The sequence below is a fragment of the Halopseudomonas pachastrellae genome, from assembly GCF_900114765.1.
Taxonomy (GTDB): domain Bacteria; phylum Pseudomonadota; class Gammaproteobacteria; order Pseudomonadales; family Pseudomonadaceae; genus Halopseudomonas; species Halopseudomonas pachastrellae.
Genome location: NZ_FOUD01000005.1, coordinates 85,391 through 108,977, shown reverse-complemented (window position 1 = coordinate 108,977; position 23,587 = coordinate 85,391). Strand labels below are relative to the sequence as shown.

At 61.2% G+C, this 23,587-nt stretch carries 17 protein-coding genes; 12 read left to right on the top strand and 5 right to left on the bottom strand.

The features are described from left to right. The first annotated feature begins 147 nt into the window (after positions 1–147). A complete protein-coding gene (locus tag BM116_RS05305) occupies positions 148–1,329 on the top strand; it encodes an acetyl-CoA C-acyltransferase (protein ID WP_083727495.1) in 1,182 nt (393 codons plus the stop codon). A gap of 632 nt (positions 1,330–1,961) precedes the next feature. Here the strand turns inward: BM116_RS05305 and BM116_RS05300 are convergent. The 3 genes from BM116_RS05300 to BM116_RS05290 all read right to left on the bottom strand — a co-directional run bounded on the left by BM116_RS05300 (position 1,962) and on the right by BM116_RS05290 (position 6,060). Continuing rightward, on the bottom strand, positions 1,962–3,926 hold the full coding sequence (locus tag BM116_RS05300; RefSeq protein WP_083728707.1) for a TonB-dependent receptor domain-containing protein: 1,965 nt from the start codon (positions 3,924–3,926) through the stop codon (positions 1,962–1,964). Between the two features lie 98 nt (positions 3,927–4,024). Further along, on the bottom strand, positions 4,025–5,371 hold the full coding sequence (locus BM116_RS05295) for a sensor histidine kinase (RefSeq protein WP_083728709.1): 1,347 nt from the start codon (positions 5,369–5,371) through the stop codon (positions 4,025–4,027). Beyond that, entirely contained in the window at positions 5,368–6,060 is a 693-nt protein-coding gene (locus BM116_RS05290; RefSeq protein WP_083728711.1) for a response regulator transcription factor, read from the bottom strand. The genes BM116_RS05295 and BM116_RS05290 overlap by 4 nt, the downstream gene beginning before the upstream one ends. 338 nt (positions 6,061–6,398) lie before the next feature. Between BM116_RS05290 and urtA the strand changes: the two genes are divergently transcribed. From urtA to BM116_RS05235, 11 genes are all read left to right on the top strand, one after another. Continuing rightward, on the top strand, positions 6,399–7,643 hold the full coding sequence (urtA, locus tag BM116_RS05285) for an urea ABC transporter substrate-binding protein (RefSeq protein ID WP_407920303.1): 1,245 nt from the start codon (positions 6,399–6,401) through the stop codon (positions 7,641–7,643). A 99-nt stretch (positions 7,644–7,742) separates the two neighbouring features. After that, on the top strand, positions 7,743–9,392 hold the full coding sequence (urtB, locus tag BM116_RS05280; RefSeq protein ID WP_083728715.1) for an urea ABC transporter permease subunit UrtB: 1,650 nt from the start codon (positions 7,743–7,745) through the stop codon (positions 9,390–9,392). Positions 9,393–9,618: 226 nt separating this feature from the next. Continuing rightward, positions 9,619–10,677 carry an urea ABC transporter permease subunit UrtC gene (urtC, locus tag BM116_RS05275; RefSeq protein WP_235846705.1) on the top strand — a complete coding sequence of 353 codons (1,059 nt, stop codon included), beginning with the start codon at positions 9,619–9,621 and terminating at the stop codon, positions 10,675–10,677. Then, the gene (gene urtD, locus BM116_RS05270; RefSeq protein WP_083728720.1) at positions 10,674–11,510 is read left to right on the top strand and encodes an urea ABC transporter ATP-binding protein UrtD; all 837 of its coding nucleotides are present in this window, start codon (positions 10,674–10,676) and stop codon (positions 11,508–11,510) included. Before urtC ends, urtD begins: the two co-directional genes overlap by 4 nt. Before the next feature lie 2 nt (positions 11,511–11,512). Continuing rightward, a complete protein-coding gene (gene urtE, locus BM116_RS05265; RefSeq protein ID WP_083728722.1) occupies positions 11,513–12,208 on the top strand; it encodes an urea ABC transporter ATP-binding subunit UrtE in 696 nt (231 codons plus the stop codon). Positions 12,209–12,429: 221 nt separating this feature from the next. Continuing rightward, entirely contained in the window at positions 12,430–13,413 is a 984-nt protein-coding gene (locus BM116_RS05260; RefSeq protein WP_083728724.1) for a TAXI family TRAP transporter solute-binding subunit, read from the top strand. 132 nt (positions 13,414–13,545) lie between these two features. Next, positions 13,546–15,666, top strand: coding sequence for a TRAP transporter permease (locus BM116_RS05255; RefSeq protein WP_235846704.1), 2,121 nt, complete (start codon positions 13,546–13,548; stop codon positions 15,664–15,666). Positions 15,667–15,751: 85 nt separating this feature from the next. Continuing rightward, positions 15,752–17,590: a sensor histidine kinase gene (locus tag BM116_RS05250; RefSeq protein WP_083728728.1), complete on the top strand. Its 1,839-nt coding sequence runs from the start codon at positions 15,752–15,754 to the stop codon at positions 17,588–17,590. Then, on the top strand, positions 17,587–18,939 hold the full coding sequence (locus BM116_RS05245; RefSeq protein ID WP_083728730.1) for a sigma-54-dependent transcriptional regulator: 1,353 nt from the start codon (positions 17,587–17,589) through the stop codon (positions 18,937–18,939). The genes BM116_RS05250 and BM116_RS05245 overlap by 4 nt, the downstream gene beginning before the upstream one ends. A gap of 266 nt (positions 18,940–19,205) precedes the next feature. Further along, the gene (locus BM116_RS05240; protein WP_083728732.1) at positions 19,206–20,111 is read left to right on the top strand and encodes an SDR family oxidoreductase; all 906 of its coding nucleotides are present in this window, start codon (positions 19,206–19,208) and stop codon (positions 20,109–20,111) included. Between the two features lie 154 nt (positions 20,112–20,265). Further along, on the top strand, positions 20,266–21,030 hold the full coding sequence (locus BM116_RS05235) for an HNH endonuclease (RefSeq protein ID WP_083728734.1): 765 nt from the start codon (positions 20,266–20,268) through the stop codon (positions 21,028–21,030). A gap of 13 nt (positions 21,031–21,043) precedes the next feature. Here BM116_RS05235 and BM116_RS05230 read toward each other — a convergent pair whose 3' ends face one another. Together BM116_RS05230 and BM116_RS05225 are read right to left on the bottom strand one after the other, a co-directional pair. Next, the gene (locus BM116_RS05230) at positions 21,044–21,793 is read right to left on the bottom strand and encodes a hypothetical protein (protein ID WP_083728736.1); all 750 of its coding nucleotides are present in this window, start codon (positions 21,791–21,793) and stop codon (positions 21,044–21,046) included. Between the two features lie 208 nt (positions 21,794–22,001). Then, positions 22,002–23,165, bottom strand: coding sequence for a type III PLP-dependent enzyme (locus tag BM116_RS05225; protein ID WP_083728738.1), 1,164 nt, complete (start codon positions 23,163–23,165; stop codon positions 22,002–22,004). Positions 23,166–23,587: the final 422 nt, after the last annotated feature.

Sequence of the window (23,587 nt, the reverse complement as noted above, 5' to 3'; positions counted from 1 at the left end):
TGCAGACTGATTCGCCAAGCGCAAGCGAAATCATCATACGGATTTTCATTGGCACCATCATGCGTATAATTGTAAACAAAGTCGTTTTGTGACCAGAACGCCCGCCACAGTCTAAACAAGCAAAATCAACCTCTATCAGGAGCTGTCATGTCGGACCAAAGCATCGTAATCGTCGGGGGCGCACGCACCCCCATGGGTGGTTTTCAGGGCAGCCTGTCCAGCATCAGCGCTGTTGATCTGGGCGCCATCAGCATCCGTGAAGCGGTTGCCCGTGCCGGCATCGCCGCCACTGACGTCGACGAGGTCATCATGGGCTGCGTCCTGCCCGCCGGCCTGAAGCAAGGCCCCGCCCGTCAGGCCAGCCTCAACGCTGGCCTGCCAGCGGCGACTGGCTGTACCACCATTAATAAGCTGTGCGGCTCCGGCATGAAAGCCGTGATGCAGGCCCACGACGCGCTCAAGGCCGGCAGCAATAGCATCATGGTTGCCGGCGGCATGGAGAGCATGTCCAACGCGCCGTACATTATTGAGAAGGCCCGCAGCGGTCTGCGCATGGGTCATGGCGAGATCAAGGACCACATGTTCTTTGATGGTCTGGAAGACGCCCGCACCGGTCGCCTGATGGGCTCCTTTGCCCAGGACACGGCCGACCAGTACGGCCTGACCCGTGAAGAGATGGACGCCTACGCCATCGAGTCGCTCAAGCGCGCCCAGGCCGCCATCGAGAACGGCACGCTGGCCAGCGAAATCGTCCCGGTGACCGTCAAGACCCGCAAGGGCGAAGTCGTGGTCAAAGACGACGAGCAGCCGCTCAATGCCAACTTGGACAAGATCCCCAGCCTGAAGCCCGCGTTCAAAAAAGACGGCACCGTCACCGCCGCCAACGCCAGCTCCATCTCCGACGGCGCCAGCGCGCTGGTCATGATGACCGCAGCCGAGGCCGAGCGCCGTGGCCTCAAGCCACTCGCCCGCATCGTTGCCCACGCCACCCAGAGCCAGGACCCGAGCGAGTTCACCCTGGCCCCGATTGGCGCCATGACCAACCTGTTCAACAAAACCGGCTGGAGCGCAGCCGACGTTGACCTGTTCGAAATCAACGAAGCCTTTGCCATGGTCGCCATGCTGGCGATGCGTGAACACGGCCTGGACCACGCCAAGGTCAACATCTACGGCGGCGCCTGCGCCCAGGGCCACCCGGTCGGCTCCACCGGCTCGCGCATCATCATCACCCTGATCAACGCCCTGCAACAGACCGGCGGCAAGCGCGGGGTTGCCTCGCTGTGTATCGGTGGTGGTGAGGCGACGGCGGTTGCCATCGAGCTGGTCTGACGCTGTTTCCGAAAGCACCGGTGGTGAAGTGTGCACATGGGGTTCGTCCCGTTTACGCGGGCGAGTAGCGCAGGGCTGACGGGAAAAAGAGCCGTAGGATGTCTGAGGCGCGAAGCGCCGAGTTTTACGGCTCCCCGTCAGACCGAGCAACGCAGCGAACCCGAAGGGCCGCGTAGTCGGGTGCCCGGGGGGTTCAGGGAAGCACTAACCCATTTCACACGCCCTCCGCGAGTGCTCAAGCATGCAGATGCAAGGCGCGATGTGCAGCCAATAGTGGTTCTATTGGCAAACAGCGCAACGCAGTCAGATGCATGCTTGAGCGCTCGCCCTACGGGGCGTTCAGGCCGGTCCGCACCCTGCGTTGTGATTTCTCGACAGGTCCCGACATGCCATCGAAACCACGCCTTGATTGCGGACCGGCCTGAGCGCCAGAGGGCATGTGAAATGGGTTAGTGCTTCCCTTTGGGGGCTGGGCAAGCAGCCCCCCTTGGCTCGCCGTGAAAGGCGAAAAGCTGACTCAAATACAGCACTATGCAACAGTCGATCGGCAGGGAGCCTCTCCCAATTGATCCGGCAGAAACAAAAAAACGGCCAACCCTCTCGGGTTGGCCGTTTTGCGTAGCGGCAAACGCCTAGAACCGCATCGCCATACCCAAACGGATTTCACGGCCTGGCTCGTAAGCACCAATTACGCCTTCATAGCCGGGGATAGCCTCAAAGTCGCCATTGCTGGCGTGATCCAGATACTGCTTGTCGAACAGGTTCTTGACCGTCAACGACAGGGTCAGGCGCTCGTCGTCGAGGACCATCCAGTTGGCGTAGACGTCCTGTACGCCATAACCGGCCTTGTCGATTTCGCCCACCAGCGTATCCACCGACACCTGCTCGACAAAGCGGCCCTGCCAACCCATTTCCAGCGATTCGCTGAAGCGATAGTCAGCACTCAGGGTCCAGGTGTCACCAATGGTGGTGCCCAGTCCATTGTGCTGCCATATGTTCAGGTCGTAGCCGTCGTTCAGGTCAGTGTCGTTATGGTGGTAGCTCATGCCGACACGGAGCTGACTCCAGTGGTAGGCGGTTTCCAGCAGGTAGCCCCTGGACTCCAGATCACCCGCGTTTTCATAAATACGCGGGCGCGGTTCGGGGTCGCCGATGGCGTCCTGAATGGTCGAGCGATAGTACTTACCGGACAGCAACCAGCCACCACTGACGTAATCGAAGCCGATCTCGTTGCTGCGCGCCTTTTCAGGTTTGAGGTTCGGGTCCAGCGGCGCAATGTCGACCTTGAAGCCGTCACGAATCTGCGGCCCGCGGAAGGCACGCGCATGAGACACCCACAACCCAAGGCTATCGGTGGCCTGAAAGCGCAGGCTGGCGTTGGGGCTGAAGCCGCTTTCGCGGAAGCGCTCGCCCAGATTGCCATCTAGCTGGTAGCGGTCATAACGCCCGCCAAGGCCCAGCAGCCAGCGCTCACCCAGGCTCCAGTAGTCCTGCACAAAAACGCCGTACACCTTGCCCTGCTGCTCGTTCGCATCCGGGTTACTGCCCGGGCCAGCGGTCAGGCTGTCGCGCCGATAGTCCACGCCGTAGGTCAGCTCATGGCCGCCCAGGCGGCTGGTGTTGCGCACATCACCACCCCAGGACTGAGTCTGCGCGCCATAAATACCCCAACGACCGATGACGTTCTGCTCCAACTGGTTCTCGGTGTGATAGGCCGAGACCTCCAGGTGCAGCAGCGGGTTATCGCTGGGCGCCAGCTCATAGCCGACATTCCAGGTTTCACGCACGTTTTCCAGCGGGTAGCTGGGGTTCCAGCTGCTGGCTTGCCACTGCGGGCGCTGGTTACGCAACCCCGCATCCTCACGCCGCTCATAGCTCAAGCGCACGGTCTGGGTGTCAGTCAGATGCCCCACCACCTTGCCGAAACCAAGCGACTGACGAGCGCCGGTCGCAGCCACGGTGTCGCCGTTACCATCCTCGAAATCATCCAGATCCTGATAGGTGGCCATCAGCATGCCGGACCAGGCATCGTTCAGACGGCCAAACAGGGTACCGTTACCCTTGAAGCCTTCGGCGTTACTGAAGTAGGTGGTCTTGAGCAAGGCGCCAGCGGACTCGCCGGGGCGCAGCAGGTCTTCCGGGTCCTTGGTTTCAAAACGGATGGCACCACCCAGTGCACCCGGACCAGCCAAAGCGTCAGGCGTACCGGCCTTGACGTCGACCGCCTTCAGCAGCTCGGGCTCGACATTGATACGACCGGTGTGGTGAAAGGTCTGACCGACCTGCTGGGCTCCATCAATGCTGATATTCACCATGGTGTCTTCAACACCGCGCAGATACAGCTTCTGCGCCACGCTATGGCCGCCGCCAACGCTGACTTCCGGCTCAGACGCAAACACATCTTCCAGGTCCGTAGCCTGAAAATGCTCCAGCGTCTCGTTAGTCACTTCAGCTTCCTGGATGTGCTGGCCGGTCACATCCAGGGTGGGCAATTCGGCAGGCTCTTCGGCCTGGGCGCTGGCTGCCGCCAGTGCGAGCGCCAGAGTACAAAGACGAAATGGCAGGCCAGCGCGACCTGCTGTGGGGTAACGGTGCATACTGCATCCTCTGCATATTTGTTGGCATATATTCTTATTTGCGCAACATTCTTGTTTAGCAGAGACAAAAATCAAACCGCTTTTACATTTGTTACCTTTCAGCCCTTGGGTAAGCGGATAACCATGCACAGGCCACCGTTATCCGCGGCACAGGCCGCGATGCTGCCGCCGGTTGCCATAATCTGCCGCCGTGCCAGCGCCAGCCCCAGCCCAAAACCTGCGCGCTCAGCCCCACCGGGCGCCGTTTGCGGAGCACGGAAGAACGGCTGGAAGATGTCTTCCAGCAGCTCATCCGCAACGCCCTTGCCCTGATCACTGACGGTCAGCTGCCAGCTGTCGTTCAGCTCAACCAGCGCCAACCGCACCACACCGCCTGCCGGCGTGTGGTCCAGCGCATTGCGCAGTACATTTTCGATAGCCTGCCCCAGTGCCCGATGGCTACTGCGGCTCAGCGGCGCGACCGGCGGCAGCGAGACCTGCAGCTCGCGATCAGCGAACTCGAAGCGGGCGTCGTCAATCAGGCTGTCGAGCAGCTCGGTCAGGTCCAGCGACTCATCACGCAGCACCGGCGCTTCCTGCTCAATCCAGCTCAGAGTCAGGGCATCCTCTACCAGTTGGCGCATGCCATTGCATTCACCGCGGATACGCTCCAGCAACACCGCATCGCCGCCCTGCTGGCGCGCCAGGCTGACGGCCATCTCAATCCGCGTGAGCGGCGTGCGCAGCTCGTGGGACATATCCGCCAGCCGTTGGCGTTGATGCAGAATCAGCTCTTCGGTGCGCTCGGCCATCGCATCAAAAACCTTGGCCAGACCGGCCAGTTCATCCTTGCGCCCGCGCAGCTCATTGCCCACGCGAGCGCTGTAGTCACCATCACGAAAACGCCGGGTCGCCTGCTCCAGCCTACGCAATGGGTGCATCAAATGACGATAGAGCAGCAGGCAAATGATCAACAGTACGGTAAAGGGCAGCACCACCTGCAGCAGCACGCGCGAGTGGGTCCAGTAGTTGCCGGGGCGCATGCGCTGCGGCAACTTTATTAGAAAGCGCGTATGCCCATCGGCAAAGGGCACATCCATCACCGGATTTTCGGCAAAGTAGAGGTGGATCTTCCATGACAGGTCGCGCCCGAGCGCAATGCCATCGTCATATCCGGCGGGCACGACCGTGCCACCCAGCGGCGTCAGTTGGGTGCGTACCACACCGGCCCAGGTGTTCTCCTGCTGCTGCACCGTTTCCAGCCAGCGCGCCAGTGCCTGCTCGTCGCCGGCGTTGTGCAACGCCTCTGCCTGTGCCGCGTAACTGCGCAGGGTTTGCTGGTGGCCTTCATCTATAAAGCTCATCGCCTCTTCTGTCTGCAGCGCCAGTTGAGAGATAGCCCAGAACAGCACCAGCATACCCACCACCAGGGTCAGACACAGCTTCCACCACAGCCGCCGATTCATGCGAACAGATATCCCCTGCCATGCTGGGTTTGCAGCACATCGCCCAGCCCGGCATCAATCAGGCGTCGCCGGATACGGCTGATATGCATGTCCAGGCTGCGGTCATAGCGGCTGAACTCACGATCCAGCACCACGCGGTAAAGGTAAGGTTTGGACAGCACCTCGCCACGCTGCGCGACCAGTTGCCAGAGCAGGCGAAACTGCAGGGGCGTCAGATCAAGGCGCATACCGCCCGCCTCGGCCCATTGCTGGGCGCGGTCCAGCCGCAGCGAGCCAACCGCCAGTTGCTCCGGCTCGGGCTGCCGCGCACCAACGGGGCGCACGCGACGCAGCACCGCATCAATGCGCAGTTGCAGTTCTTCCAGGCTGTAGGGCTTGGCCAGATAGTCGTCCGCGCCATGACGCAAGCCGCGAATGCGCTCTTCTTCAGCGTTGGAGGCGGTGACCATGATCACCGGCATGCGGCTGTGCTGACGCAAGCGCTTGAGCAGACTGAAGCCGTTCAGGCCCGGCAACTTGACGTCCAGCAGCAACAGGTCGTGCTGCTCGCGCAGCGCCAGCTCAAGCCCCGCACTGCCATCACCGCAGCACTGCACACCGTAGCCGGCATGCTCCAGCAACTGGCCCAGCTGCCCGCTCAGCTGCCGGTCATCTTCGACAATCAGGATATGTCCCAGCGGCCCCGACATGCTGCGCCCTCAATGCAAATAAGAATGCGCATCATATACAAACAGACAGAGAACGCCCAATCGTCGCCACCGCACCGCAGTAGGGCGTTGCACCAAAAAAGGGCACGCCAATTCAGGGAAGCCGACAGCAGTGCCTCCCCACAAACCTGCGCAGACCCTCTGAAACAGGCTCTGCGGCTGACATTGTCACGCATTGTCAAACATTGGCACGTTACCTGCTCTCTACTCTGCAGGCGGCGAAACACCTGCCGGCACTCCAGACAACAACAGAGAAGGAAAGGAACATGACTCTGAAGAAGATCGTCAAACAGGTCGGCGCGCTGGGCGTTGCCTGTGGCATGGCTCTTGGGGCGATGAGCGCACAGGCCGAGGAAACCATCAAGGTCGGCGTGCTGCACTCGCTGTCCGGCACCATGGCCATCTCGGAAACCACGCTCAAAGACACCATGCTGATGCTGATCGAAGAGCAGAACAAAAAGGGCGGCCTGCTCGGCAAGCAGCTTGAGCCAGTCGTTGTAGACCCTGCCTCCAACTGGCCGCTGTTCGCAGAGCGCACCCGCGAGCTGCTGGAGCAACACGGCGTCGATGCGATCTTCGGTTGCTGGACCTCCGTCTCCCGCAAATCCGTTCTGCCGGTGGTTGAAGAGCTGAACGGCATCCTCTTCTACCCGGTGCAGTACGAAGGTGAAGAGTCCTCCCGCAACGTGTTCTACACCGGCGCTGCGCCTAACCAGCAAGCCATTCCGGCGGTTGATTACCTGAAAGACGAACTGGGCATCGAGCGCTGGGTTCTGGCCGGCACCGACTACGTTTACCCGCGTACCACCAACCGCATTCTGGAAGCCTACCTGAAGGCCAACGGCGTGGCGGAAGAAGACATCATGATCAACTACACCCCGTTCGGCCATGCTGACTGGCAGAACATCGTGGCCGAGATCAAACGTTTTGGCAGCGCCGGCAAGAAGACCGCCGTGGTATCCACCATCAACGGTGACGCCAACGTGCCCTTCTACCGCGAACTGGGTAACCAGGGCGTTTCCGCTGAAGACATTCCGGTTGTTGCCTTCTCGGTTGGTGAAGAAGAGCTCTCCGGTATCGACACCGCTCCGCTGGTCGGCCACATGGCTGCCTGGAACTACTTCATGAGCGAAGAGACTCCGGAAAACGAAGCCTTCATCCAGGCCTGGCACAACTACATCGGCGACACCAAGCGCGTCACCAATGACCCGATGGAAGCGCACTACATCGGCTTCAACATGTGGATCAAAGCGGTCGAAGCGGCTGGCACCACCGACACCGACAAGGTCATCGACGCCATGGTTGGCGTAGAAGTACCCAACCTGACCGGCGGTACCAGCACCATGCTTGCCAACCACCACATCACCAAGCCGGTTCTGATTGGTGAAATCCAGGACGACGGCCAGTTCCTGACCGTCTCCAGCACTGACGAGCTGGTGCCGGGCGATGCCTGGTCCGACTACCTGGAAGGCAGCAAGGACCTGATCTCCGACTGGACCGCACCGATCAGCTGCGGCAACTACAACACCGAAACCAAGAGCTGCGTTGGCGCCACTGCCGAATAAGCAGCCCACCCGGCGGACAGATAACTGCCCGCCACTGTCAGCGGGGCGCAGCGACGCCCCGTTGCGATGTTCCACCCGCCACCCAATCAGGACATGACCATGATCCCGACCTGCCGTTTGACACCCCGGCATGCCGTGCAGCAATGGCTTAGTCGCTTGCTGCTGCTGTGTCTGTGCAGTCTGCCCCTGCACGTCAGCGCCCAGGAAACCCCTGAGGCCGCCACCGCACAGCCCACCTTTGACGAGCTGGTACGTCAGCTGCCTACCGGCAACCTGCGTCAGCGCGCCACCACCGTTGAACAACTCGCCAGCCAGCAGGACGAACGCCTGGCTGACATTTTCACCGCCCTGATCGCCGGCGACCTGCTGGCCAACAAGGACAAACCACCGGTTGTTGCCATTCGCAGCGGCGACACCCTGACCGATGCTCTGAACGGCACCGACCTGACCGGCACCAGTGGACTGCGCCGCATCCCGGTCAACAACAGCCTGCGCACCCAACTACGCGGCATGGTTGCCCAGCTCAACCTCAGCCACCCCGACAGCGACAAGCGCTACGCCGCCGTGCAGCGCTTTATCCGTGACGGCGTAGACGCCGAGACGGCCGCTCTGCTGACCCAGCATCAGCCCAATGAAGAGTCCGGCCGCGTCAACGACGCCATCGACGCCGCCCTGGCCCTCTTTGCCCTGCAAGACGGCAACCGTGACGCGCGCCTCGTGGCCATCGACACGCTCAGCGGCTCGCTGGAGCAGGAAGCCCGCAACGCCCTGCGCAGCGTCGCTGAAAACGATGAAGACGCTGAACTGCGCGCCGCCGCCGCCAAGGCCATCGACTCCATTCAGGGCCGCATCAGCTTTTACCGCTTTATCGAAAACGTGTTCTTTGGCCTCAGCCTGGGCTCCATCCTGCTGCTGGCCGCCATTGGTCTGGCCATCACCTTTGGGGTAATGGGCGTGATCAACATGGCCCACGGCGAGCTGATCATGATCGGTGCCTACACCACCTGGGGTATTCAGGTGCTGTTCCCGGATCTGATCGAGTGGAGCCTGCTGATTGCGATTCCGGCTGCATTTCTGATCACCGCGCTGGTCGGCATCGCCATCGAACGCGGCGTGATTCGCTTCCTTTATGGCCGCCCGCTGGAAACCCTGCTGGCCACCTTCGGCCTCAGCCTGGTATTGCAGCAGGCCGTCCGCACCCTGTTCAGCCCGCTCAACCGCTCGGTCAGCTCACCGGAGTGGATCAGCGGCACCCTGAGCATCAATCCGGTGCTGTCGATCACCTACACCCGCCTGTACATCCTGCTGTTCGGGCTGGCGGTGTTCTTCGCGCTGATGCTGGTGATGAAACGCACCAGCCTTGGCCTCAAGGTCCGTGCCGTCTCGCAGAACCGCGCTATGGCCCGCGCCGTGGGCGTGCGCTCCAACTGGATCGACGCACTCACCTTTGGTCTGGGTTCCGGTATCGCCGGGGTTGCAGGCGTTGCCCTGTCACAGATCACCAACGTCGGCCCCAACCTCGGCCAGGCCTACATCATCGACTCGTTCATGGTCGTGGTATTCGGCGGCGTGGGTAACCTCTGGGGCACGCTGGTCAGCGCCATGAGCCTGGGTCTGATCAACAACTTCCTCGAGCCCTGGGCCGGCGCGATGCTCGCCAAGGTACTGGTGCTGATCATGCTGATCCTGTTTATCCAGAAGAAACCCAAGGGACTCTTCCCGCAGAAAGGACGGGCGGCGGCTGACTAGCAGGCTATTCAAAAACGTAGCCGAGGCAGCCAGCGCAAGGCGAAAACAGGTGAAAAGCGGAGTTTACCGAGAGTAAATGAGCATTTTGAGACTGTTTTCAACGCCGCGATGGCAACGCAGGTAGTTTTTCAACAGCCTGCAGTTCACTGCCTCCAATCCATTACCACACGTATTCTACGAGGGAAGCATGCTTACCCAACGACTGTTACTCAGTGATCGAGGCGGGATGCTGGTGCTGGGCCTGGTGCTGCTCACCGCCATCATCGTGCCGATTCTCAACCTGGCGGTGCCGTCTGACTCACCGCTGTACATTTCCAACTACACCGTGGCGCTGCTCGGCAAGTTTCTCTGCTTTGCCCTGCTGGCCCTGTCTGTCGACCTGATCTGGGGCTACGCCGGCATCCTGTCACTTGGCCACGGCGCCTTCTTCAGCCTGGGCGGTTACGCCATGGGCATGTACCTGATGCGCCAGATTGGCGATCGCGGTGTCTACGGCCACCCCGAGCTGATGGACTTCATGGTGGTGCTCAACTGGGACAAGCTGCCCTGGTACTGGCAGGGCTTCGACATGTTCTGGTTCGCCATGCTGATGGTGCTGCTGGTGCCGGGCCTGCTGGCTCTGGTGTTCGGCTGGCTGGCGTTCCGTTCGCGGGTGACCGGCGTCTACTTTGCCATCATCACCCAGGCGCTGACCTACGCCCTGATGCTCGCCTTCTTCCGCAACGAGATGGGCTTTGGCGGCAACAACGGCCTGAACGACTTCAAGGAAATCCTCGGCTTTGATCTGGCGGCCAAGACTACCCGGGTCGGGCTGTTCGTGGCCTCGGCGTTCGCCTTGATCATCGGTTATATGGCCTGCCGCTACATCGTTACCTCGCGCATGGGCCGGGTGATCATCGCCATCCGCGACGCCGAGAGCCGCACCCGCTTCAGCGGTTATCAGGTAGAAAGCTACAAGCTCTGGCTGTTCGTATTCTCCGCCATGCTGGCGGCAGTGGCCGGCGCACTTTACGTGCCGCAGGTCGGCATCATCAACCCGGGCGAGTTCTCCCCGCTCAACTCCATCGAAATGGTGGTCTGGGTCGCAACCGGCGGCCGTGGCACCCTGTTCGGCGCCATTGTCGGCGCGTTCAGCGTCAACTACGCCAAGACCTTCTTCACCACCTTCTCACCGGAAACCTGGCTGTTCATCCTCGGCGGTCTGTTCGTACTGGTAACCCTGCTACTGCCCAAGGGCATCGTGGGCCTGTTCGACCGCTTCAGCCGCAAGGGAGACAAACAATGAACCCGCTTGAACAACTGCGCGAAACCTGGCGCCGCGATCAGGTCTTTGACTTCGTCCAGCCGGCGCCGGACTTCTCCGCCAAGGTCGACACCACCCACGGCCCGATCCTGTATGTAGAGGACGTCAGCGTCAGCTTTGACGGCTTCAAGGCGCTGAACAACCTGAACCTTTACATCGATGACGGCGAACTGCGCTGCATCATCGGCCCCAACGGCGCCGGCAAGACCACCATGATGGACGTGATCACCGGCAAGACCCGTCCGGATACCGGCAGCGTCTGGTTCGGCCAGCGCATGAATCTGCTGAAACTGTCCGAGCACGAGATTGCCCGGGGCGGCATCGGCCGCAAGTTCCAGAAGCCGACCATCTTCGAGGCACTCTCGGTATTCGAAAACCTGGAGCTGGCCACAGCCTCCAACAAGCACGTCTGGTACACGCTGAACAAGAACCTGACCGGCGAACAGCTCGATCGCATCGACGAAGTGCTCAAGCTGATCGGCCTCACCGAGCAGTTCCGCATGGAAGCCGGCGCCCTCTCCCACGGCCAGAAGCAATGGCTGGAGATCGGCATGCTGCTGATGCAAAACCCACGCGTGCTGCTGGTCGACGAGCCGGTGGCCGGCATGACCGGGGAAGAAGTCGAACACACCGCCGAGCTGCTGACCTCGCTGGCGGGCAAGCACTCGGTCATCGTGGTCGAGCACGACATGGCGTTCGTGCGCTCCATCGCCCGCAAGGTCACCGTGCTGCACCAGGGCTCGGTGCTGGCCGAAGGCACCATGGATCAGGTGCAGAATGACCCGCGTGTGGTCGAAGTCTATTTGGGGGAATGACCATGCTCAGCATTCAAGGTATCAACCAGTTTTACAGCCAGAGCCACATTCTCTGGGACCTCGACCTGGAGCTGAAAGAAGGCAGCTGCAGCTGCCTGCTCGGCCGTAACGGCGTCGGCAAGACCACCCTGCTCAAATGCATCACCGGCCTGCTGCCAGTGAAAAGCGGGCAGATCAGCCTGATGGGCCGCGACATCACCAAGCTCTCGACCGAAAACCGCGCCCGCTCCGGGATCGGCTACGTACCGCAGGGGCGCGAGATCTTTCCGCTACTGACGGTGGAAGAGAACCTGAAAATCTCGCTCGGAGCCCGCCCCGACCGCGCCCGGCAGATTCCCGCGCACATCTATGAGCTGTTCCCGGTGCTCAAGGAAATGAAACACCGCCGCGGCGGCGACCTGTCCGGTGGTCAGCAGCAGCAACTGGCGATTGGCCGCGCGCTGGTGCTCGACCCCAAGCTGCTGATTCTCGATGAGCCGACCGAGGGCATTCAGCCCAACATCGTGCGCGACATCAGCGACGTTATCCGCAAGCTCAACACCGAGCTGGGGCTGACCGTGCTGCTGGTCGAGCAGAAGCTGCCGTTCGCCCGCCGGGCGGCGGAAAGCTTCTTCATCATGGAACGCGGGCGCATGGTTGCCAGCGGCCCGATGGATGATCTGAATGACGATCTGATCCAACGTTATCTGACCGTCTGACCCACCCTGCCCATCGCCTCGGTGCCCTCCGGCGGCGATGGGTCATTTCCCACCCATTAACCAAAAAACAATGGGTGAAAACCCGCCAAACCGCCTCAGCAAAAACCAGCAAAATCCATATAAAACAATAGCTTCCTTCTTGTGGCACAGCGCTTGCGTTGGTCTGTGCGTGATTGCCCACCCACTCGGGCCAAAAAAAACACAAGAACCGGAGTTATGCCATGAAAACCTTACGCACCCTGGCCGTTGCCGGCCTGTCTGCCACCACCCTGCTCTCCAGCTCCCTGGCTTTCGCTCAGGACCGCGACGGCTGGCCCTCCAGCTTCACCGTCGGCACAGCCAGCCAAGGCGGCACCTACTTCGCTTACGGTTCCGGCTGGGCCAACTTTATCGCCGAGCAAACCGGTGTTTCCGGTGGCGCAGAAGTAACCGGCGGCCCGGTGCAAAACATGGCGTTGGTCCACACCGGTGATTTGGCCTTCGGTTTCACCACCATGGGCCCGGCCCGCGACGCCATTGAGGGCAAGAGCCCGCTGGCCCCGGGCATGCCGCTGGATAACACCTGCGCCATGTTCCCGATGTTCGAAACGCCCTTCTCCATGGCCGCCCTCGGCAGCTCCGGCGTGAAAACCATCAGCGACATTCCGGCTGGCACCCGCATCGGCTTTGGCCCGTCTGGTTCCACCTCCGACAGCTACTTCCCGCGCATGATGGAAACCCTGGGCGTGGACTTTGAACCCCGCAACGGCAGCTGGGCTGACCTGGGCGGCCAGATGCAGGACGGCCTGCTGGACATGATCGGCTTTGCCGCCGGCATCCCGGTGCCGACCATCAGCCAATTGGAAGTGCAGACCGCCGTCAACGTGATCTCCTTCACCCAGGAAGAAGCCGACAAACTGGTCGCCAACTTCCCGGTCTCCGAATTCACCATCCCGGCCGGCACCTACGGCTCAGCCAAGGAAGACGTGCGCGCCGTGGCGATGTGGAACTTCGCCGTGGCCAACTGTGATCTGCCGGAGAGCTTCGTCTACGAAGTCACCCGCCTGACCATGGAAAACAACCCGCGCATGGTGTCTATCCACCAGTCTGCGGTGACCAGCATTCCGGAAAACCGCGACAAGAACACCTTTATTCCGTGGCACCCGGGTGCGGCGCGCTGGTTTGCTGAAAACGGCTACGAGCTGGACCCGGCACTGGTCAAGTAACGCTCTATCTCCCTGTCCACCGCCGCCCGGCCCACGCTGGGCGGCCCGTTCCCTTGCAGGTGCACCATGACTCAGCAAACTCACTCCCATGCGGATGATCCGCACGCCACCCTCGCGCCCACCGCTCCGGTCATGGCAGAAGGCGTGGACGACGAACCCGTTGAGGGCAACCGCCGCCTGTATCAAGGTTGGCGCATGCACGGCATGGCCGTGCTGGCCATCCTGTACTCGGCATTTCACCTTTACGTGCTGAACATTTCTCCGATGGAGACCTGGAGCTACCGCATCGTGCACGTGTGCGGCGCGCTGATTCTGGGCTACCTGCTGTTCTCGGGTCGCGGTTTTACCGAGGTCCCCAGCACCCTGCAACGCTGGATGAACGTTGCCGCCGTCGGCGCCCTGCTGCCGGCGGGCTACGCCCTGTGGCAAACCGTCTCGATGTACCTGCTGCTCAAGGGCGGCGCCATGCGCGTGCCGGTCGAGATCGAGACTCTGCACTACGGCTGGCCGCTGCTGGCCGCCACCGGTGTCGGCATTGTGCTGAGCTGGCTGCACCGCCAGCAGCGCAGCGGCTTCAACCTGCCCGACCTAGTGCTGATTGTCTGCTCGCTGGCCAGCGCCGGTTACTTTCTGGTGATCTTCAACTCACCGCTGCGCATGAGCACCGGCACCCCGTTCGCGCCCATCGGCATGAGCTTTGCCGCTGTAGCCGGTACCGCGCTGATCATGGAAATGACCCGCCGCGTGGCTGGTCTGGCGCTGGTAGTCATCGCCCTGCTGTTTGTTGCCTACGTGTTCGCCGGCCCGCACCTGCCGAGCTTCCTGGGCTATCCGGGCCTGAGCATTCAGCGCTTCTTCAGTCAGGTCTACACCGACATCGGCGTACTGGGCCCGACCACCGCTGTATCCTCGACCTACATCATTCTGTTCATCATCTTCGCTGCGTTCCTGCAGGCCTCGAAGGTGGGTGACTACTTCGTCAACTTCGCCTTTGCCTGCGCCGGTCGTTCACGCGGCGGCCCGGCCAAGGTGTCGATTTTTGCTTCCGGCCTGATGGGCATGATCAACGGCACCAGCGCCGGGAACGTGGTCTCCACCGGCTCGCTGACCATCCCGCTGATGAAGAAAGTCGGCTACAGCAAAAAGACCGCCGGCGCGGTTGAAGCCGCTGCCTCCACCGGTGGCCAGATCATGCCGCCGATCATGGGCGCAGGCGCCTTCATCATGGCCGAGATCACCGGTATCCCCTACACCGAGATCGCGATTGCCGCGGTTATCCCGGCGATTCTGTACTTCGCCTCGGTGTACTTCATGGTCGATCTGGAAGCGGCGAAGACCGGCATGCGCGGCATGCGCAAAGACGAGCTGCCGCAGCTCAAGGCGCTGCTGCGTCAGGTCTATCTGTTTGTGCCGATTCTGATCCTGGTGGTGGCCCTGTTCCTCGGCTACTCGGTCATCCGTGCCGGCACCCTGGCAACCGTTGCCGCTGCGGTGGTCAGCTGGCTGTCGCCCAACAAGATGGGCCTGCGCGGCATGCTCAAGGCACTGGAGCTGGCCGGCATTATGTCGATCCAGATCATCGTCGTCTGTGCCTGTGCCGGTGTGATCGTAGGCGTCATCGCCCTGACCGGTGTCGGCGCGCGCTTCTCCTCCATGCTGCTGGGCCTGGCTGACGCCAGCCAGCTGCTGGCCCTGGTCTTCGCGATGCTGATCTCCATCGTACTGGGCATGGGGATGCCGACCACAGCCGCCTACGCGGTCGCCGCCTCGGTCGTGGCTCCCGGTCTTATCCAGCTCGGCATCGACCCGCTGACTGCGCACTTCTTTGTGTTCTACTTTGCGGTCGTCTCGGCGATCACCCCGCCGGTCGCGCTGGCCTCGTTCGCTGCAGCGGGCATCTCGGGTGCCAACCCGATGCAGACCTCGGTTGCCTCGTTCAAGATTGGTCTGGCCGCGTTTATCGTGCCGTTCATGTTCTTCTACAACAGCGCTCTGCTGATGAACGACAGCATCCCGGCCATCATCCAGGCACTGATCACCGCCAGCGCGGGCGTCTACCTGCTGTCGGCCGGCGTACAGGGCTGGTTCATGAACCTGCGCACCAACTGGCTGGTACGCGGCCTGCTGATCGTCGCGGCCTTCCTGATGATCGAGGGCGGCGGACTGACCGACCTGGTCGGCATCGCCACTGCCGTGCTTGCCGCTGGCCTGCAAAAGAAACTCGGCGCGCGTCAGCTGGCACCGGCTGCCTGAGCCAAAACCGGACAACCTGCACATTGCGGGTTGTCCGGCCTGCTGGCTGGGGCTACGCTCGCGTGGAGCCCACGAACACCAGACCATGAAAAAAAATCTGCCCATCGCCCTGTGTTTCAGCCTGATCGCCCTGCTGGCATGGCAGCTTGGCGGTCATTTTGGTTATCGCCAGCTGGAACAACACGGGCGCGATGAGGCCTTTCGCTACAGCCAGCTGATCAGCAACGAGATCAAGCGCTACGAACCCATTGTGGCTCTGGCAGCCCAGCATCCGCAGCTACGCCAGGCCCTGAACAGCCCCGAGCAGGCGCAGCATATCGACGCTGCCAACAGCATCATGCAAACCATGGCAACCATCGTTGCCAGCTCGGATGTCTACCTGATGGACGCCGGCGGTCACACCATCGCCGCCAGCAACTATCAGCAAAGCGCCAGCTTCATTGGCCGCAACTTCGCCTTTCGCCCCTATTTTCGCCGCGCCATGGCTGACCCCGGCGCACCGGCGTTCTACTTTGCCCAGGGCACCACCTCGCGGGTGCGCGGCCTGTATTTTGCCCAGGCGGTGATGCCCAACGATGGCAGCAACCAGCCCATCGGCGTAATCACCATGAAAGTGCAGGTCACCGCACTGGAGCAGCAGTGGCAGCGGCCCGACGCCGCCCGTACCAGCGAAATGCTGATTACCGACGCCCAGGGCGTCAGCTTTATCGCCAGCCGCCCCGACTGGCTGTATCGCAGCATCAAACCACTGGACAGCTGGCTGGAGCGTCAACTGGTTGAGGAGCAACGCTACGACCGCCAGGCCATTGCACCGTTGGTCACCACCACCCTGCCAACACCCTGGGGTATCGATGCGGAATATCTGATGATCGCTGAGCAGCAACGCCAGCGCAGCTACCTCAGCGTCAGCATGCCGCTGCCCAGCGAAGACTGGACCCTGCGCGTACTGAGCGACACCCGCCCGGTATTCTGGGCGCGCACTCTGTTCCTGCTGGGCAGCTGCCTGCTGGTCTCCGGTGTGCTGCTGACCTGGCTGTACCTGCGCGAACGTCACCGCCGCGAGGGCGAGCTGGCCCAGCGCAGCACCCTGCTGGAACAACGCGTGGCCGAGCGCACGGCCGACCTGGAAACCTCCAACCGCCAGTTGCTGGCCGAGATCAGCGAACGCGAGCGCGCCGAAACCGAACTGAAAGCCGCCCAGCAGGAGCTGATCCAGTCTGCCAAGCTGGCCGTACTCGGACAGATGTCCGCCGGGCTAAACCATGAGATGAACCAGCCGCTGACCGCCATTCAGGCCTACGCGCGCAACAGCCAACGCTTTCTGGAGCGTGGCGAGCAGGAGACAGTAGCGGCCAATCTCCAGGAGATCATCAGCCTGTGCGACACCATGGCCGAGCTGACCCGGCAGTTCAAAGTGTTTGCCCGCAAGTCTGCCGACCTGCCCTCTCAGGTTGATCTGCGCCAGCCCATCGACGCGGCCCTGAAGATCATCAACGCCCAGGAGAGCAGCCGCGGTATTGATATCCAGTGGCAGCGCCCTGACCAACCGGTGCCCGTACACGGCGAGCTGATTCGCATCGAGCAGGTGCTGGTCAACCTGATTGCCAATGCCGTGCATGCCGTGGAGGCCGTACCCGATGGCCAGATCAGCCTGGAGATTCAGCGCAGCGACCACCAGATCACCTGCCACGTGCGCGACAATGGCCACGGCCTGCCGGCTGACAGCGAGCAACTGTTCGAGCCGTTCTACACCACCAAGTCGATGAAACAGGGCCTTGGCCTTGGCCTGTCGATTTCACGGCAGATCATGGATGCCCTGGGCGGCAGCCTGACCGGCCAGAACCGCCGCGATGCACGCGGCGCCGACTTTATCCTGCGCTTTCAGCCGCCGCGCGGCGCAGCGCACCCCGCGGAGAGGCCATGAGCGAGCCCGTGATTTTCTTTATCGATGACGACGCCCACATCCGCCAGGCCATCACCCAGACCCTGGCGCTGGAAGACCTGCCCGTGCGCGCCTTTGCCGATGGTCCCAGCGCGCTGGCCGAGCTGACTGCCGACTTCCCCGGCATCATCCTCTGTGACTACCACATGCCCGGCATGGACGGCCTGGCCGTACTGCAGGCGGTGCGCGACTGCGACGACAGCATTCCGCTGATCATCCTCACCGGGCAGGGCGACATCAGTACGGCAGTGGCCGCCATGCGCAACGGTGCCTACGACTTTATCGAAAAGCCGTTCCATCACGACGGGCTGATCGAAATCATCAAACGCGCCCTCGACAAGCGCCGCCTGGCGCTGGAGAACCGCCACCTCAAGGCCCAGGTGCGCGGCCTGACCCGCCCCGGCCCGCGCCTGCTGGGCGACTCGGCCAGCATGCAAACCGTGATCGGCCTGCTCGAGCCCCTGCTCAACACCAGCGCCGACATCCTGCTGCACGGCGAAACCGGCTCGGGCAAAGACGCCATCGCGCGTTACATCCACGAGAACAGCAACCGCAGCGACCACAACTTTGTCGCCATCAACTGCGGCGCGGTGCCGGAAAACCTGATCGAGAGCGAACTGTTCGGCCACGAGGCCGGCGCCTTTACCGGTGCCGACAAGCGCCGCATCGGCAAATTCGAGCACGCCAACAAAGGCACATTGTTTCTTGATGAACTGGAAAGCATGCCGCTGAACCTGCAGGTCAAACTGCTGCGCGTGCTGGAGGAGCGTAAGGTCGAACGCCTTGGCAGCAACCAGCCGATTGCCGTTGATGTGCGCATCGTCGCCGCCACCAAGTCCGACCTCAAAGCCCTGAGCGACGCCGGCGAATTTCGCTCCGACCTCTACTACCGCCTCAACGTCGTGCAGATCAAGATTCCGCCGCTGCGCGAGCGCAAGCAGGACGTGCCACTGCTGTTTCACCACTTCGCCCTGATTGCAGCCTCCCGCTACGACCGCGAGATCATCCCGCTGGACGCCGCCCAGGCTGCCGCCCTCATGCAGCACGACTGGCCCGGCAACGTGCGGGAACTGCGCAACCTGGCCGAGCGCTACGTTCTGATGGGCACCGCCGCCCTGAGTGGCCCGGAAACAGCGCAATTGCCTGCTGCTGGCGGCCAGCAAACCCTGGCTGAGATGCTGGACGCCTACGAGCACAGCCTGCTGGCCAGCGCGCTCAAGGCCTGCAACGGCAGTATCAAGGAGGTCATGATGCAGCTTGGCCTGGCGCGCAAAACCCTCTACGACAAGATGAAACGCCACGGCCTGGACAAGGCCGACTTCAAGGACTAACCCACATTGCGGGCGCGGCATGCCGCGCCCCTACGCCCCGACTGCACACCACCTGCTGGCCCATACCTCCTGCGCAGCACCAGCGCCTTATCAACCCCGTAGCGCCACGACATGTCGTGGCCGAACCCCGGCAAAAGCGCCAATGTCGCCGCTCGCGCCATTTATGAGCCAGTATTCACCGCCGCCCCACCCCCTTGCCATGTTCAAACAAGTGTTCGACACTGATCGGCGTTTTTTCATCCGTACACGAATTTAGGGGACAACCCATGAGCGATATCCGTTTCGACGACAAAGTCGTCATCGTAACCGGTGCCGGTGGCGGCATTGGCCGCGCCCACGCCCTGCTGTTTGCCAAGCACGGTGCCAAAGTTGTGGTCAACGACCTGGGTGGCAGCACCAACGGCGAAGGCGCCAACAGCGAAGCCGCGCTCAAGGTTGTGGAAGAAATCAAAGCCGCTGGCGGCACCGCCATCGCCAACCCCGACAACGTCATCAACGGTGACCGCATCGTTGAGTGCGCGATGGACAACTTCGGTCGCATCGACATCGTCGTCAACAACGCCGGCATCCTGCGCGACAAGAGCTTCGCCAAGATGACCGACGCTGACTGGGACCTGATCTACAAAGTCCACGTCGAAGGCGCCTACAAGACCACCAAGGCCGCCTGGGACCACATGAAGAACAACAACTTCGGTCGTGTGATCTTCACCTCCTCCACGTCCGGCATCTACGGCAACTTCGGTCAGGCCAACTACGGCATGGCCAAGCTGGGCCTGTACGGCTTCACCCGTACCCTGGCTATCGAAGGCCGCAAGAACAACATCTTCGTCAACGCCATTGCCCCCACCGGCGGCACTCGCATGACCGAAGGCCTGTTCCCGGAAGGCGCATTCGACAAGCTGAAGCCTGAACTGGTCAGCCCGCTGGTTACCTACCTGTGCTCCGAAGAGTGCAAAGAAACCGGCAGCCTGTTCGAAGTCGGCGGCGGCTGGATGGGCAAGGTACGCTGGGAACGCTCCCTGGGTATCGGCTTCAACCCGGACGAAGGCTTCACCCCGGAAGACGTTGCAGCCAACTTCGAACAGCTGTGCAGCTTCGAAGGCGCCGTCCACCCGAAAGACAACATCGAAGCCCTGCGCGAGCTGATGGCTAACATCCAGAAGTTCGCCTAACGGCTCACTTCTGGAGCGGCAAGCTTTAAGCCTCAAGCGGCAAGCTAACGGCAAAAGCGCTGCCCGATGTTAAAAAGCCCGCCCCTGGGTTCAGGGGCGGGCTTTTTGTTTGTATTGCGGTAGGATGCTCACTCCCCACACACAAGGAGGTTGTATGGCAAAGCGCTGGACTCAGGACGAGTTACTTGTCGCGCTCGGCTTGTATTGCCAACTGCCATTTGGCCAGTTTCACCGTCGCCAGCCGCTAATTATTCAGGCTGCCAAGTCGTTGCAACGCACGCCGGACTCGCTGGCAATGAAGCTAAGCAATCTCGCTAGTCTTGACCCCCAAATAACCGGCACTGGCCGAAAGGGCCTACCTGGAGCGTCAGAGCTTGACCGTCAGATGTGGCAAACCTTTACCAGTGACACGTCCACGGTAATGCCACTAGCGGAACAAGCCCTGGCTTTTGCGCTTGGTACAGAAACAACCAAAGAGCCTGAAGATCCATCCTCTTACCAAGAGTCTGATCATTTCGCTAAAACCAAAGTCCGCAAGGGCCAACAGCTATTTCGTGCTGCAGTTCTATCGGCCTACAACAATAGCTGCTGTATCACTGGACTGAGCGATGACCGTTTCCTAATCGCCAGCCATATTCGCCCATGGCGCATCGACATCCAAAACCGGCTCAACCCAAGTAACGGGCTGTGCTTAAGCCTGATGTTCGACAAGGCTTTCGACAGCGGGCTTATCACGTTCTCCGACGACTACCGACTCGTCCTATCGAATGAACTGCGTGACCAACAACGCAACACGTATATGGCAGCCACCTTCTTCGCTCACCAAGGAGCCGTCTTGCAGCTTCCAAGTAAGTTCTCACCCGACGCGACCCTACTAGCGTGGCATCGCGAACATTGCTTCGTAGGTGAGCCACTTTGAAACACAGCCATCATTAGCCACCCGCTATAACCCGCATAGCATCTCGCCGCTTCAACGCCAGCACGATCACCCGCCCTGGCCACACCGAGCGCCACGTCATCACAAACGCCCCGTACAGCGTGAGTGACCGCTTCCCGTCTGGATCAATTTCCGGCTTCACCAATCCTTTGGCCAACAGCGCATCCGACTCTTCGCGCAGAAAGGCGGTGATCTCGGCGAAGCCTTGCTCCGCTTGGTAATCAACTGGCCGTGAATCGCCCTTCAGGCACTGACGCAGCTGCGCGTGCAGCGACAGCAACTGCTCGACAACCATCACCTTGGGGAACTGGAAGCTCTGTTTGATGGGTAGCGGCGGATAAGCTTCCGGCCGGTTGCCATTGAGAACATTCAACCAACGGCCATCCACGAATTTCTGCGAGAACTCGCAGTAGGTAAGATCAGGCTGATTGGTCGCACTGATGCCGACGACCGTTCCTGCCAACTTCAGGTGCTCGTGCCAGTAGACGCGGAACCAAGTATCGGTGTGACTATCGTGCAGTGACGAGTTGCCTACCACAACGAACCCAGCATCCATCATTTGCTCGTCAAAATAGGGGACACCCTCAGTGCATCGCTCGAAAAAGTCATCATCGGACAGTGGTTCAAACTGGACGATGGTTGGAATTTTTTGCGTCCGCCAAACGATGAAAGGGCCGACCAGATTCATAAACAGCGGCCCAATCAGCACCAGTCCGATCAGTCCCCAAAACGCAATCTCAAGCATACGACTCCCTATATGCGGTCTGTGTGTCCTGCCCGAAATGTAACAAACCCGAGAGCAACCCGTGACCCGCTGCTTGGCACACCATCTGCCGGCACATTGAAACTGCGACCTGTGCCCCACAAACAAAAACCCCGCGCCATTTCCGACGCGGGGTTTTCTCTTGCAGCTTGAAGCTTACCGCTTGCCGCTGTCTGACGCGCTGCGCGCGTCAGACATAGATCGCTTCCAGCGGCGGGAAGCCGTTGAACTCGATGGCGCTGTAGCTGGTGGTGTAGGCACCGGTGGACAGCCAGTACAGACGGTCGCCGATGGCCAGGTTCAGCGGCAGGCCGTATTTGTAGTGCTCGTACATGATGTCGGCGCTGTCGCAGGTCGGGCCGGCGATGACGGCTTCTTCCAGTTCACCCTGCTTCTCGGTCCACAGCGGGAACTTGATGGACTCGTCCATGGTTTCGATCAGGCCGGAGAACTTGCCCACGTCGGTATACACCCAGCGCTCCAGTGCGGTGTGCGACTTGCGCGATACCAGCACCACTTCACTGACCAGAATACCGGCGTTGGCGATCAAGGAGCGGCCTGGCTCGAGGATGATTTCCGGCAGCTCGTCACCAAAGTCTTCCTGCAGGAAGCGGGTGATCTCTTCCGCGTAGGTCTGCAGGGTGTTGGTCTTGGTGATGTAGTTGGCCGGGAAGCCGCCACCCATGTTGATCATCTTCAGGGTGATGTTGTCTTCCTCTTTCAGGCGCTCGAAGATCACCTTGACCTTGGCAATGGCAGCATCCCAGGCGCCGATGTCGCGCTGCTGCGAACCGACGTGGAAAGAAATACCGTAGGGCTCCAGGCCCAGCTCTTTGGCCAGCACCAGCAGGTCCATCGCCATGTCGGTCTGGCAGCCGAACTTGCGCGACAGCGGCCAGTCGGCGGTGGTGGAGCCTTCGGTCAGGATGCGGACATAGATTTTCGAACCCGGTGCGGCCTTGGCGATGTTGCGCAGGTCAGCTTCGGAGTCGGTGGCGTACAGGCGCACACCCTTTTCATAGAAAGCACGGATGTGACGGGCTTTCTTGATGGTGTTGCCAAAGCTGATCTGTTCGGGTTTGACGCCCAGCGCCAGCACCTTCTCCAGCTCATAGATGGAGGCGATGTCGAAGTTGGAGCCTTTGTCGCGCAGCAGCGACAGTACTTCATTGGCAGGGTTGGCCTTTACCGCGTAGTACACCTTGGCAAAGGGGAAGCCGTCGACCAGCTCGTCGTAAGCACGGTCAATGGTTTTCAGGTCAACGACGAGAAAGGGCGTTTCGTGTTGATCGGCACAGGCCTTGATGCGACCAAAAGTGTCGCGGTCGAAATAATCTTCCATTTTGATGGACATGGCGTCGGCTCCAAAGCGTTAAGTTCTGGTGACGGACCGTGTGAGACGAATAGAGGATCAGATATGCAGGGCAGAGGTGCACGCGTGCGCTCTGCTCGCCTGAGCAGGAACCTGCAGTACGCCTTCCGACGGAAGCGACTCTGAACGTTTTCGGCCAACACACAACCCGGGGGTGCGAACGTCTGATCAGTATCCCCACTTTGGTTCGCCTACTTCCCAAGGCGTGCGCCGAAAGCAATAAGTCCGTCCTCTTATTAAAGACGGTCTTGCTGTCTCGTCGTCAGTACTTGAGCCGTATGGATCGTGCCAGCCTCAACGTTCGGAGCGAACCTTAAGACCAAGCGATCCGGCGGTCAATAGGGATGCACTGATTAATGCCCCATGCCCTCTGGCGTGTGGGATTGACCAGTGCTTCCCAAGTG

What these genes read in the sequence shown, in the direction of transcription:
- BM116_RS05305 (WP_083727495.1), top strand. Translation starts at nt 148, where the DNA reads ATGTCGGACCAAAGCATCGTAATCGTCGGGGGCGCACGCACCCCCATG.
- BM116_RS05300 (WP_083728707.1), bottom strand. Translation starts at nt 3,926, where the DNA reads ATGCACCGTTACCCCACAGCAGGTCGCGCTGGCCTGCCATTTCGTCTT.
- BM116_RS05295 (WP_083728709.1), bottom strand. Translation starts at nt 5,371, where the DNA reads ATGAATCGGCGGCTGTGGTGGAAGCTGTGTCTGACCCTGGTGGTGGGT.
- BM116_RS05290 (WP_083728711.1), bottom strand. Translation starts at nt 6,060, where the DNA reads ATGTCGGGGCCGCTGGGACATATCCTGATTGTCGAAGATGACCGGCAG.
- urtA (WP_407920303.1), top strand. Translation starts at nt 6,399, where the DNA reads ATGGCTCTTGGGGCGATGAGCGCACAGGCCGAGGAAACCATCAAGGTC.
- urtB (WP_083728715.1), top strand. Translation starts at nt 7,743, where the DNA reads ATGATCCCGACCTGCCGTTTGACACCCCGGCATGCCGTGCAGCAATGG.
- urtC (WP_235846705.1), top strand. Translation starts at nt 9,619, where the DNA reads ATGCTGGTGCTGGGCCTGGTGCTGCTCACCGCCATCATCGTGCCGATT.
- urtD (WP_083728720.1), top strand. Translation starts at nt 10,674, where the DNA reads ATGAACCCGCTTGAACAACTGCGCGAAACCTGGCGCCGCGATCAGGTC.
- urtE (WP_083728722.1), top strand. Translation starts at nt 11,513, where the DNA reads ATGCTCAGCATTCAAGGTATCAACCAGTTTTACAGCCAGAGCCACATT.
- BM116_RS05260 (WP_083728724.1), top strand. Translation starts at nt 12,430, where the DNA reads ATGAAAACCTTACGCACCCTGGCCGTTGCCGGCCTGTCTGCCACCACC.
- BM116_RS05255 (WP_235846704.1), top strand. Translation starts at nt 13,546, where the DNA reads ATGGCAGAAGGCGTGGACGACGAACCCGTTGAGGGCAACCGCCGCCTG.
- BM116_RS05250 (WP_083728728.1), top strand. Translation starts at nt 15,752, where the DNA reads ATGAAAAAAAATCTGCCCATCGCCCTGTGTTTCAGCCTGATCGCCCTG.
- BM116_RS05245 (WP_083728730.1), top strand. Translation starts at nt 17,587, where the DNA reads ATGAGCGAGCCCGTGATTTTCTTTATCGATGACGACGCCCACATCCGC.
- BM116_RS05240 (WP_083728732.1), top strand. Translation starts at nt 19,206, where the DNA reads ATGAGCGATATCCGTTTCGACGACAAAGTCGTCATCGTAACCGGTGCC.
- BM116_RS05235 (WP_083728734.1), top strand. Translation starts at nt 20,266, where the DNA reads ATGGCAAAGCGCTGGACTCAGGACGAGTTACTTGTCGCGCTCGGCTTG.
- BM116_RS05230 (WP_083728736.1), bottom strand. Translation starts at nt 21,793, where the DNA reads ATGCTTGAGATTGCGTTTTGGGGACTGATCGGACTGGTGCTGATTGGG.
- BM116_RS05225 (WP_083728738.1), bottom strand. Translation starts at nt 23,165, where the DNA reads ATGTCCATCAAAATGGAAGATTATTTCGACCGCGACACTTTTGGTCGC.